Raw genomic sequence first — 12,488 nt, forward strand, 5'->3', positions numbered from 1 at the left:
AATTAAGCCTGAGATTTTTTCCTTTTTATAGAAAAACGGTGGAATTGAATAAAATTTTTCTATTTGAGATTCAGTAAAGGTGGTGCAGTTATGCGTTTTTTGAATCTTTATTATATTTTTTATGAACGATATTCTTTTTTGCTAAAATCGCGTAGAATTTTCTTGGCGAAATTTTTAAGTCTTTGGTTATATCACTCACTTTCTTTTTGCCTTTTTTATATAGCTTTAAATTATCGTTTACCTTTTTATTGAAGTAGTGTTTCTCTAACCTTTCAACGATTTGTGTTTCGGTTAGATTAGATTGATTAGCATATTTTTCTATTTCAGATTTAATGCTGGCTAAATTACTCATGAGTTTTGTTTTTAACGTTCTGTCGTAGGAAGCACTAACATTCTTTTTTAAATTCTTTGGGATGAATTATATCTTGAAAAAGTGATTAGTTCACAATGATATTAGGTGCTAAGGTAAGAAATAAAAAACAATTGTAAATTCCTATTGGACTTTTAAAGATTGCTTGTAGGAATTTTATATGCGTAGAATTTTATCTGAAGATATAAAGAATCTGGTTTCAATAAAAAAAATTATGGGTATTATGAGCATTACGGATTCCCTGTGCTATTAGATTCATTTTCTGTAATTTGTTATAGGCTTTAACGTTGTTGATTCTCATAGTTTTAGTTAAATTTTTGGTTTTCATATGTTTATAACGGTTAGAAAAAAAACAAAAAATGTTATTCATATTGATAAATAATATAGATTTGTGCCGAAAATTGGTATTATCTATTTAAGATTTTAAAAGCCATTTTAAGCTAAACAATTGAAACATGTTTATATGTTCGGGTTCTTGATAATTAAGAAGTCATATTCAAGAGCAGCTTACAGGTTAAGTAACCGAATTTTAGAGCTAACTTCCGCTACTGCAATTGCTGCTAGTCAGCATGTTTATGGTTTTGTACCTACTACACATAACCAGATTCAAGTATGATATAACGTAGCCTTAACAGAGTTTACACATATTTTTTTTATTTTACATACTTAAGTCCCATGCGTTGGGAATTTTACCAGAATAACATCATGAACAATAAATACATTGATCTCATTGATCAATCCTTTCACTTTCCACAAGACGAATTTACCCTTGAGGACAAAACATTACGCTTCCATAATATTGACCTAATGAAATTGGTTGAAGAACATGGAGCACCTTTAAAGTTTACCTATTTACCTCAAATTTCTAATAACATTCAGCGTGCAAAAACCTGGTTTGCTGATGCGTTTGAAAAACACAATTATAAAGGCAAATACAATTATTGCTATTGTACTAAAAGTTCACATTTTAAACACGTTTTAGATGAAGCGTTGACTAATGATATTCATATTGAAACCTCTTCTGCTTTTGATATTGATATAGTACGTGCGCTTAAAAAAGAGGGTAAAATAACTGATAAAACCTATGTGCTAAGTAACGGTTTTAAACGCGAAAAGTACATCACTAATATTGCTGAGCTTATCAATGATGGTCACAAAAACTGTATTCCTATAATTGATAATTATGAAGAAATTGATTTATTATCTGAAGAAATTAAATGTAAATTTCAAGTTGGTATTAGGATTGCTTCAGAAGAAGAACCAAAGTTTGAGTTCTATACATCACGATTAGGAATTGGCTATAAAAATATTGTGCCTTTTTACAAATCTCAAATTCAAGATAATGAAAAAGTAGAGCTAAAAATGTTACACTTTTTTATTAATACAGGGATTAGAGATAATGCGTACTACTGGAACGAATTAACAAAGTGTTTAAAGGTTTATACAGCTCTAAAAAAGATTTGTCCATCTTTAAATAGCTTAAATATTGGAGGAGGTTTTCCTATTAAAAATTCTTTGGCTTTCGATTTTGATTACGCTTATATGGTAGACGAAATTGTAAATCAAATTAAATTGGTCTGTGATGAGGAAGGAGTTGATGTACCTAACATTTTTACCGAGTTTGGCAGTTTCACAGTAGGCGAAAGTGGAGGTGCTATTTATAAAATACTGTATCAGAAGCAACAGAACGATCGTGAAAAATGGAACATGATTAACTCATCTTTCATCACAACATTACCAGATACTTGGGCAATTAACAAACGTTTCGTGATGTTACCAATTAACCGTTGGAATGATAGTTACGAACGTGTACTTTTAGGTGGTTTAACTTGCGATAGCGATGATTATTACAACAGTGAACAACACGTTAATGCCATTTATTTACCAAAGTATAATAAAGACAAACCCTTATACATTGGCTTTTTTAATACAGGAGCTTACCAAGAAACTATTGGAGGTTTTGGCGGTTTACAGCATTGTTTAATTCCAACACCAAAGCATGTTTTAATTCAGAAAGATGCAGAAGGAAATCTAAGTACTCATGTATTCGCAGAGCAACAAAAGAGTGAAAATCTTCTCGGTATTTTGGGGTATGAAACTGAGATTAAAGAGGAAAAAGAGATAGAAGAGTCAAGAATTAAGACTGCTTCACTGTTAGAAAATAGATTAAGTTGAAATAACTTTTAAAAGATAAATTTTAAAGTAAAAAAAATAAGCCTCTCGGTTAAATTGTCCCCTTATGGATTAGTGAGAAACAAAATATTTTTTGTTTTGAAGCTACCGAGCGAAGCACTTAGGAGTGTATTAGAAAAGTATAACAATTAAAAAGATTCCCGTTTTCACGGGAAGTAAACATGAAAACAAAAACTTACGCAGGTATACCAGAAGAATTAGCAAAATTAGAAACTGCTAAAATTGTTCTAATTCCTGTACCTTATGATGGTACAAGTACGTGGCAAAAAGGCGCAGACAAAGGTCCTGATGCTTTCTTAGAAGCTTCCGAAAATATGGAGCTTTATGATATTGAAACAGATTCTGAAGTTTACCATCAAGGCGTATTCTTAGCAGATGCGGTAACAGAAAACGCGTCGCCAGAATCTATGGTAGAAGCGGTTCATTTAGCAACAAAAAAATACATCAAAAAAAATAAATTTGTCACTGTTTTTGGTGGCGAACATTCTATTTCAATTGGTACCATTAGAGCATTCAATGAAATGTTCACAGATTTAACGGTTTTACACATCGATGCTCACGCAGATTTACGTGAAAGCTATGAAGGTTCTACCTGTAACCATGCATGCGCTGTATATGAAGCGAGCCAAACTACCAATTTAATTCAAGTTGGGATTCGTTCCATGGATAGTATTGAAAAAACGGTTATGGACACTGATAAAACCTACTTTGCGCACGAGATGGCAGAAGACGATAGTTGGATGGATTCTGCCATAGACCAAATGACAGATAATGTATTTATTACATTCGATTTAGATGCACTAGACCCTTCAATTATGCCGAGCACTGGCACACCAGAACCAGGAGGAATATTGTATTACGAAACGTTAGATTTCTTAAAACAAGTCTTTGAAGAAAAGAATGTAGTTGGCTTTGATATGGTTGAATTATGTCCGAATGAAAATGAAAAATCATCCGACTTCTTAGCAGCAAAACTCTATTACAAAATGTTAAGCTACAAGTTTCAAAACCAAGATAGTGATGATACTTTTGAGAGTAACTTTAACGATGCAAATAACCAAGGAAAGAAGAAATCAAAATTCCAAACTGAAGATGACTACTAATAAAGGCGAAATTTCAAAATTCATTGAAAAGTATTATTTACATTTTAATGCGGCTGCTTTAGTTGATGCAGCAAAAGGTTACGAAGACCAATTAAATTCTGGAGCAAAGATGTTAGTGTCTTTAGCTGGTGCTATGAGTACTGCGGAATTAGGGAAGATTTTTGCAGAAATGATTCGTAAAGACAAAGTGCAAATTGTGTCTTGTACAGGTGCAAATTTAGAAGAAGATATCATGAATTTGGTAGCACATTCGCATTACAAACGTGTGCCAAATTATAGAGATTTAACACCTCAAGATGAGTGGGATTTATTAGAGAAAGGCTTAAACCGAGTAACAGATACTTGTATTCCAGAAGAAGAAGCTTTTAGAAGAATACAAGAACATATCGTTAAAATTTGGAAAGAGGCTGAAGCTAAAGGCGAACGCTATTTACCACACGAGTATATGTACAAATTATTATTATCTGGTGTTTTAGAAGAGCATTACGAAATAGATTTAAAGGATTCTTGGATGTATGCTGCTGCAGAAAAAAACTTACCTATCGTTTGTCCTGGTTGGGAAGATAGCACCATGGGAAACATTTTTGCAAGCTACGTACTTAAAGGCGAGTTAAAAGCAAGCACTATGAAATCTGGTATAGAATACATGACGTTTTTAGCAGATTGGTACACAGATAATTCTCAAGATGGTATTGGTTTCTTTCAGATTGGAGGTGGCATTGCAGGCGATTTTCCAATTTGTGTAGTACCAATGTTATACCAAGATATGGAGCGAAAAGATACGCCATTCTGGAGTTATTTTTGTCAGATTAGTGATAGTACAACAAGTTATGGTTCTTATTCTGGTGCAGTACCAAACGAAAAAATAACTTGGGGAAAACTAGATATTAATACGCCAAAATTCATCATAGAGAGTGATGCAACGATTGTAGCTCCGTTGGTTTTTGCTTATATTTTGGGCATGTAAGTTGAGATTGTAAATTTTGTAATTACTTAAAAAAGATGTTTATCATTTTATTTGAGTAAGCAAATAAGTATTATATTTAAAAAAAAATTAGCACTAGAAATTTTATCAGAAAATGAAACCGAAAGACGCACATTTAAAACGAGTTATAGTTGATTTTAAAAAATTAACACCAGAAATTTTAGCCCTTCTTGTGGAGAAATATCCACATGGTTATGATGATGGTAATGTGATTTCGTTTAAAAATGCAAAAAATGAAATTGTAGAGGCTGTTGAAGTTACTACTGAAGACACTAAGTATTTAGTAAAAGTAAGTACAAAGCTTGAGCAGACTATGGAAAATTATGATGAAGATGATTATGAAGACTTTGATGATGATGATCCAAATGCAGTTGTCGATCCAGATTTAGAACCTGGAGCAGAAGATGAAGATTTTGGTTAAATCTTAATGATTAAATTAGAAAGATATAAAAGGCTACTGGTTATCTAGTAGTCTTTTTTTTTGTAGTGACTTCCCAAATAAATAATGTGAAAACTATGATATATTCAATACCAATAACCCATAAGTTTTCAGAGAATGTAGGGTTTGTGTAAGCCAAATAACTCAATATAACTACTACAGACCAAACCAATGGAAATTTATAATTGGTAAACACACTTAAAATTACCAAAGTTGCAATATACCAAGGATGAACCGTTGTACTTAAAAATAAATACAACGTGAATACTAATAACATTGAGGTTATCAGTTTTTGTAAATTACTATTGTCTTTAAAGAATGAAAAGCCTAAAATAATTAGTATTGAAATAATGGGTAAAATCTTACCAATTATGGCAATTTCATTATAACCAGTAATAGCATATCCTATTGCTCTGGCGAGATAGTAAATACTAGCATTAAACTCAAAATTTCCAAACCATAATCCAACGGTTTTCGAATAATTATTTACAAATTCCATTGAAAAAAACGGAATAAAAAGCAGAATTATAGTACTGATAACGATGGTGTAAAAAGCAACTAATTGCGGTAAATTTAGATGTTTAATGGTGTCTAAAAACGTTGTTGGTTTGTTGTGGGCTTGGGAGCTTTTAAAATGATTAAAAAATAAAGGCAACAACATCAATGGAATTAATTTTACTGAAATAGAACAAGCTAATACGACAGCTGCCCATTTCCATTTGCCAAAGTGTAATAAGTATAATGACCAAACAAGGAAGAAAATCATGACACCTTCAAAATGAAGATTACCTGTTAGTTCTATGATAATGAATGGATTTAAAATGTACCAGAAGATATTAGAAGAAGGCAATTTTAAACGTTCTAAAAGTTTTTTTCCCAAATATATGGTGCCAATGTCAGCTGCTATAATTATAAGTCTTAAACCGATAACTGAGCTCAAAATACTTTGTCCAGGAAATAGGTTTGCCACTACAAAACAGAGTTGATTAATTGGCGGATAATTTGTAAAATGCGACGCACTTAAACTTCCCATACCATTATATAGCTCTTGTGCTGATTTAATTTTTGTTCCAGCTTGATTTATAATATAATCTGGTGTATATAAGTAAGGGTTAAACCCTTCTAAAGCCATCCGGCCATCCCAAATAAATCGATAAAAATCTTGTGATAAATTCGGAGTAGCAAATAGAAACAATAATCTAAATACAATAGAGAACATTACTAAAAGCTTAAAATTAAACCCAGTGGTCTTTATAATTTTATAAGCAAATAGAAAAAGTGCAACGTAGAGTAATATTAATTTTGTGGAATTTGAACGCACCAAATCATAGGCGAAAGCCAAATAAAATAAACTACTTATAACAGAAAATAGGAGAGGAATTTTGTGATATTTCCAGAGCGCAATCACACTTTAGAGGTCAGTGATTTAAAAAACACATAAGCAAAACCAATAAATAGCATTAAGTGAAAAGGAAACAATCCAAAATCACCACCTTGGTCACCAACAATAAAAGCACTATACATTCCAAAGGCGAAATAAAGCATTAAGAATCCCTCAATTATTACGTGAGGCGATACTTTTTTGCGTAAGTATTTATTGTTTTTCCAGTTGTCTTTAAACTTCTTAATATTGAATTTCGGTGTACGTACAAATTCACTTTTCTTACCAATATGGCCTTCGATAACGGCAATAGAGTTGTGAAGTGAAAAGCCCATAGCTATTGAAAAGAATGTAAAGAACATACCTATATAACTAAAGAATTTTTTAAACCCACTACCATAGATGTTTTTGTACATAAACCAATAGCAAACAAAGAAAATGATGGTACTCATTACAAAGAAACTCATCACATAGAAGTAATTTCTAAGGTGAGCGTATTCATTTTTAATGTACAACATTGGTATACTTAAAATAGCCACTGTAAATATGCTTAGAAACATAGAGCTATTTAATAAGTGAAGTAACCCATGAATTTTTGTTTTGGCAGAAATATTGTCAGATTTTACAACGCGCCAAAGCATTTTTCTAAAGTTTTCTGCACCACCTTTGTTCCAGCGGAATTGTTGAGAACGTGCAGCACTTATTACAATAGGCAATTCTGCAGGAGTTTCAACATCTTCTAAATATTTAAATTCCCAATTTTTTAATTGCGCTCTGTAGCTTAAATCTAAATCTTCGGTAAGTGTATCACCTTCCCAATTACCAGCATCTAAAATACATGCTTTACGCCATACACCAGCCGTACCATTAAAATTAATAAAGTGCCCTTTACTGTTTCTACCAACTTGCTCTAATGTAAAATGTGCATCTAAAGCAAAAGCTTGAATTTTTGTAAGTATGGAATAATTTCTATTAATGTGTCCCCAACGTGTTTGCACAACACCAATTTTTTCGTTTTTAAAATAAGGCACAGTGCGTTTTAACCAATTGGGCTGTGGTAAAAAATCAGCATCAAAAATGGCAATAAATTCCCCTTTTGCTATAACTAAACCTTCTTTGAGAGCACCAGCTTTAAAACCACTTCGGTCTGTTCTGGTAATATGTTTTATATCTAAACCTGTTTTTGCAAGTTCCTCTATATGTGCTTTTGTGGTCGCAACAGTTTCGTCTGTAGAATCATCTAAGACCTGAATTTCTAACTTATCTTTAGGATATTCTATAAGTGCAATATTGTCTAATAAACGCTCCATAACATACATCTCATTAAAAACAGGAAGTTGTATGGTAACAATTGGGATTTCTTCAGTATTCGAAAAGTCAAAAGTTTCGCTATCATCTCTTCTCTTTTTTGAAGAAAGATAGTTGTATAGAAGATTTAACTGTGCCAAAGCATACATGAAAATCAGTACTATGGCAATAGTATATATTACAATTATGGTGTATTGAAGGTAGATCACTTAAAACTATATTTAAAAATCCAAGTTAAGATTTTTACGCCAGCAAAGATAGCACCTTTTATCGTACCTGAAACTTTTGAGAGGCCTATTCTGTTTCTATAATTAACAGGAATTTCTTTATAGCTCATTTTTTGTTTTAATACCTTAAGTTGCATTTCTACCGTCCAACCATAAGTTTTATCTTCCATTTTTAAATCCAATAATTTACTGTATTTAATAGCTCTAAAAGGGCCCAAATCTGTAAAAGTTGATTTAAAGAATAATTTCATTAAGCTAGTTGCTAGCCAATTACCAAAAATTTGTGGTTTGGTCATAGAACCTGCTTCGCGTAATTCTTCAACTCTAGATCCAATAACGAAATCAATATTTTCTTCAATTATAGGTTGCACTATTTTAGTCAGTTCTTCCGGGTAATCACTATAATCACCATCTAAAAAAACAATAATATCTGGTTTGTTTTTTTGTTGAGAAATATAGTTCATGCCTTTTAAGCAGGCAAAACCGTATCCTTTTTGGTTTTCAACTAAAACGGTTGCTCCTGCGTTTTTTGCATTTAGCTCTGTGTTATCAGTAGAATTGTTACTAACAACAATAATCTCATTAACTAGTTTTGGAATAGCTTTTATAACATGAGGAATGGATTCTTCTTCATTATACGCAGGGATAATAACTTTTATATTGGGCATTATTTTAAATCTGATAGTTTATTGTCTCTTTTAAATGATTTTAAATCTGTCCATTCTTTCAGTTTTTTTCCTTTAGAATATTTTGAAGCAGCTATTAATTCTTCATTTTTATACATGAGGCAATATCCATTTTTTTTATTGTTAGTTAATTGACACTTGTGGTTAATTTTTTCATTTTTATCATAAAATAACCACCAATCATCTTTTTTGCCATTTACAAAATGACCTTCAGAAGTTTTAAAACCATTTTCGCTGTAAAATTGCCAATAGCTAGTGAGTTTTCCTAACTTATAATCACCAACTTTTTCAATTTGACCATTATCGTAGTAAAAACGCCAATATCCTGTTTGTTTTCCATTTAAATATTGACCTTCATTAGCTAGTTTGCCGTTGTTGTAATAGGTTTTCCAGTAAGCTGATTTTAGGTTGTCTTTGTAATGTCCCTTTTCTTTTAATCTACCATTAGAGAAATAGAATTTCCAGTATTTAGAACGTTTGCCGTTATTGTAATGACCTTCTTCTAATAGTCTATTGTTATAAAACATTTTCCAATGATTTATTTTAAGTCCATTTTTAAAATATCCATAGGCTTCAATGTTTCCGGTTTTATCGTAAAAGCTCCAAAACCCATTTTCTTTTCCATTAATAAAAGCACCACGTTTTTCTAATTGACCATTGGTGTGATAAAAGTACCAATATTCAACTTTTAGATTGTTTTGAAGCCAACCTTTAGAACTGGTTTCTCCATTGTCATAAATGTTTTTCGTGTAGTTTTTTTGGCCAAAAGCCAAGGATGAAAACAACAATAAAAATAGAAAGACTCGCATTATTTCTGATTTACTAAATCCATTAAATCAACATCATTTCCTAATAAAATTTCCGTTGGATTAATTCTTCCTTTCATGCTATCATTCTCTAGTTTAAGAACACCTCTTGGGCAAACTGCAGAACAAATACCACAACCAACACAACTAGAACGTACGATGTTTTCGCCTTTCTGTGCATAAGCACGTACGTCTATTCCCATCTCGCAACTGTTAGAACAGTTACCACAAGAAATACATTGTCCGCCGTTTGTTGTAATTCTAAATTTAGAAAACAAACGTTGTTGAAACCCTAGAATCGCGGCCATTGGACAACCAAAACGACACCAAGATCTATTTCCTAAAATAGGGTAGAAGCCAGTACCAATAACACCAGAGAAAATAGAACCAATATATATACCATAAGCAGACCTTAAAGCGCCAGCTTTAATATAAAAAATATGTTCTGTAGTACCTGTAAAGTGCATAATAAGTAATAATGCAATTACTGAGAAAAAGCCAATAGCACCATATTTAGCATCTTTACCAAGTTCTTGTCTTCTAAAAAACATAACTGCAGCAAAAACTAAAGTTAAAAAGCCAATAACTAAGCTAATAAATACATCTCGAGTTAGCCAAAAATCATTTTTATCGTAACCTAAATAAGTGTAAATCATGGCTGTTGTCATCACTACAGAAAAAACTAAAACGGTATGTATTAACCATCGTTCTAATTTCCAAGCCGACATTTTTTTAGATGATAATTGTCTGAATGAATCTCCTGCAGTTTCCGCTAAACCACCACAGCCACAAACCCAAGAACAATACCAACGCTTTCCGTATTTGTATGTAAGAATTGGTGTGATGACAAATATGGATATGATACCAAACAGAATTAATGCCAATCCAATATTTCCGTTAGATAGGAAGCCATTAACAGACCATTCGTCAAAAATATAATAGTTAAGTGGCCAAATACTTTTAAGGTCGTAGTAAGGTAAGTCGTTATTCATAACGTACATGAATTCTGGAATCAAAAAGGCAAAACCTAATTGAAAAAACATAACCGAAACTGTACGTATTTGTTGGTAGCGATTATGCCTGTATTTAAGAATAAACTTATACCCAAAAGCTAAAATAGCAACCGTATATAATGTGCCATAAACAAACCATTGACTTGCATTTCTTCCACTTAGTAATTGACTTAACGGGTCAAATAAACCGATTAAACCTGCATTGGCTTCGCCATCTGAGCCTAGACCTAAATACTTTGGAAAGAAATAAAGCACAATATAAAATGTAGTTAGTATTACACCAACAATCCAACCCCAAACACCACGAGAAGAAATGGATTTAAACCAAACGCCATCATTTTTTATGCCTTCTAATTTAGTTAGGTAGGCTTCTCTAGCATATATAATTGTACCAACTGTAATTAAACCTAATGAAAGCGATAGGAAAACGGCTTTGTTAGGAAAGTTGGTGTTGAATAAAGCTAAAACTAAAATGAATAAACCTATAACGCCAACAGCTAACGCTATTTTTTGTTTGTTTGTAATGTCTACAGCATCTGGTTTTGCCAGAGACATACTATGATTTAATTTATTACTCATAATTAAGCGGTTTGTAGTTGTTTATTGTAGGCTGTTAGTATTTCATTTTCAAATTTTGAATAAAACTCAGGATCAAAATTGGCTTCAGATAAATGATTTATTACGTAATCTACATTGCGTTTTTCCGTTAACCAGGTATCAAACGTTTCATGTCGCATTCGTATGCCAAAAGTGTTGATGCCTAAAAATTCTTTAGTGTTTTTGTGGTAAGCTACTGTGATGCATTTAGTGTCATCATTGTGTTTCCAGTGAAAATGTTTTTCGTGTTCAGGACGACCTCTTACACCAAAAACCCAACCGTAGGTTTGATATTCAATATCTAAAAATTTAGCAGAGTTAAACCAATGACCTGGTTTGTATTCAATTTTATTACCACAAATGGTTTGTGCTAAGGTTTCTCCCATCATTCTGCCTGTGTACCAAACGGCTTCAATAGGTCTACGGTTGCCAATAGCTTCATGTTGTTCAGCGCAATCACCAATTGCATATACATCTGAAATGTTAGTTTCTAAAAAACGATTCACTTTTACGCCTCGTCCTAATTCAATTTCTGAACCTTTTAAGAAATCGATGTTAGGCGTCACTCCAGCAGTTAATCCTACCACGTTACAAGGGATTTCTTCTCCTGTTTCTTCAATAATGACAGATTTAACGTTTCCGTTTTCGTCAGATTTTATTTCTTTTAAATTAGTTGAGAGCCTCAAATCTATATGATGATTTTTTATATGTCTATTAATCATCTCACTTTCACCTTTTGGTAAAACACCATTCCAAAAACTATCTTCTCTTACTAAAAAGGTAACTGGAATACTTCTAGAATTCAACATTTCCGCTAATTCAATTCCTATTAAACCACCTCCAACAATTACAGCACGTTTACAGACCTCTTTATTAGGTGCATGTTTTTCAAGATTATCTAAATCTTGTTTGTGGTACATGCCCATAACACCATTTAAATCTTGTCCTGGCCAACCAAATTTGTTGGGTTTACTTCCTGTTGCAATAATCAATTTATCATATTGCATCGTGTCTCCTTCGGCAAAATGAAGTGTTTTAGATTTTGTTTCAACATTTTTTACGTAACCTTTTTTAAGTTCAATTCTGTTCTTTTTCCAAAACCAGTTTTCGTAAGGTTGTGTGTGTTCAAACTTCATGTGTCCCATATACACATACATTAATGCTGTACGTGAAAAGAAATAATCTGTTTCAGCAGAGATAATTGTAATCTTTTTATTAGATAGCTTTCTTATATGTCTGGCTAGTGTAACACCAGAAATTCCGTTGCCTATAATAACGATGTGTTCCATGAAATTTGTTAGTTAGTTATGCAGTCTGTCGCAACTAAAGGTAATAACTTAATTTTTGAATCTTATTTATATCCTTTTTAAATTAATTGTG

General features: G+C 32.2%; 11 protein-coding genes. 4 read left to right on the top strand and 7 right to left on the bottom strand.

What is annotated here, in order from left to right; all coding sequences use genetic code 11:
* Positions 1-88 precede the first annotated feature (88 nt).
* Complete coding sequence (locus ACJBCC_RS05710; protein WP_299102129.1) at positions 89-352, bottom strand: hypothetical protein; 264 nt, start codon at positions 350-352, stop codon at positions 89-91.
* 723 nt (positions 353-1,075) lie between these two features.
* Between ACJBCC_RS05710 and ACJBCC_RS05715 the strand changes: the two genes are divergently transcribed.
* From ACJBCC_RS05715 to ACJBCC_RS05730, 4 genes are all read left to right on the top strand, one after another.
* Positions 1,076-2,545: an arginine decarboxylase gene (locus ACJBCC_RS05715; protein WP_407556627.1), complete on the top strand. Its 1,470-nt coding sequence runs from the start codon at positions 1,076-1,078 to the stop codon at positions 2,543-2,545.
* 179 nt (positions 2,546-2,724) lie between these two features.
* The gene (gene speB, locus ACJBCC_RS05720; RefSeq protein ID WP_299102124.1) at positions 2,725-3,666 is read left to right on the top strand and encodes an agmatinase; all 942 of its coding nucleotides are present in this window, start codon (positions 2,725-2,727) and stop codon (positions 3,664-3,666) included.
* Positions 3,656-4,633 (top strand): deoxyhypusine synthase family protein, encoded by a 978-nt coding sequence (locus ACJBCC_RS05725; protein WP_407556628.1) that lies wholly within the window; start codon positions 3,656-3,658, stop codon positions 4,631-4,633. Before speB ends, ACJBCC_RS05725 begins: the two co-directional genes overlap by 11 nt.
* A 112-nt stretch (positions 4,634-4,745) precedes the next feature.
* Positions 4,746-5,072 (top strand): hypothetical protein, encoded by a 327-nt coding sequence (locus tag ACJBCC_RS05730; RefSeq protein WP_299102120.1) that lies wholly within the window; start codon positions 4,746-4,748, stop codon positions 5,070-5,072.
* 40 nt (positions 5,073-5,112) lie between these two features.
* Here the strand turns inward: ACJBCC_RS05730 and ACJBCC_RS05735 are convergent, their stop codons facing one another.
* The 6 genes from ACJBCC_RS05735 to ACJBCC_RS05760 all read right to left on the bottom strand — a co-directional run bounded on the left by ACJBCC_RS05735 (position 5,113) and on the right by ACJBCC_RS05760 (position 12,397).
* Positions 5,113-6,309: a mannosyltransferase gene (locus ACJBCC_RS05735; protein ID WP_407556629.1), complete on the bottom strand. Its 1,197-nt coding sequence runs from the start codon at positions 6,307-6,309 to the stop codon at positions 5,113-5,115.
* 185 nt (positions 6,310-6,494) lie between these two features.
* Entirely contained in the window at positions 6,495-7,928 is a 1,434-nt protein-coding gene (locus ACJBCC_RS05740; RefSeq protein WP_407556679.1) for a cellulose synthase family protein, read from the bottom strand.
* Between the two features lie 56 nt (positions 7,929-7,984).
* Positions 7,985-8,674, bottom strand: coding sequence for a glycosyltransferase family 2 protein (locus ACJBCC_RS05745; RefSeq protein ID WP_407556630.1), 690 nt, complete (start codon positions 8,672-8,674; stop codon positions 7,985-7,987).
* Positions 8,674-9,501: a toxin-antitoxin system YwqK family antitoxin gene (locus tag ACJBCC_RS05750; RefSeq protein ID WP_407556631.1), complete on the bottom strand. Its 828-nt coding sequence runs from the start codon at positions 9,499-9,501 to the stop codon at positions 8,674-8,676. The genes ACJBCC_RS05745 and ACJBCC_RS05750 overlap by 1 nt, the downstream gene beginning before the upstream one ends.
* Entirely contained in the window at positions 9,501-11,090 is a 1,590-nt protein-coding gene (locus ACJBCC_RS05755; RefSeq protein WP_407556632.1) for a 4Fe-4S binding protein, read from the bottom strand. The genes ACJBCC_RS05750 and ACJBCC_RS05755 overlap by 1 nt, the downstream gene beginning before the upstream one ends.
* A 2-nt stretch (positions 11,091-11,092) precedes the next feature.
* The gene (locus tag ACJBCC_RS05760; RefSeq protein WP_299102112.1) at positions 11,093-12,397 is read right to left on the bottom strand and encodes an NAD(P)/FAD-dependent oxidoreductase; all 1,305 of its coding nucleotides are present in this window, start codon (positions 12,395-12,397) and stop codon (positions 11,093-11,095) included.
* Positions 12,398-12,488 lie beyond the last annotated feature (91 nt).

The sequence above is a fragment of the Winogradskyella sp. 4-2091 genome, assembly GCF_045765065.1.
GTDB lineage: Bacteria > Bacteroidota > Bacteroidia > Flavobacteriales > Flavobacteriaceae > Winogradskyella.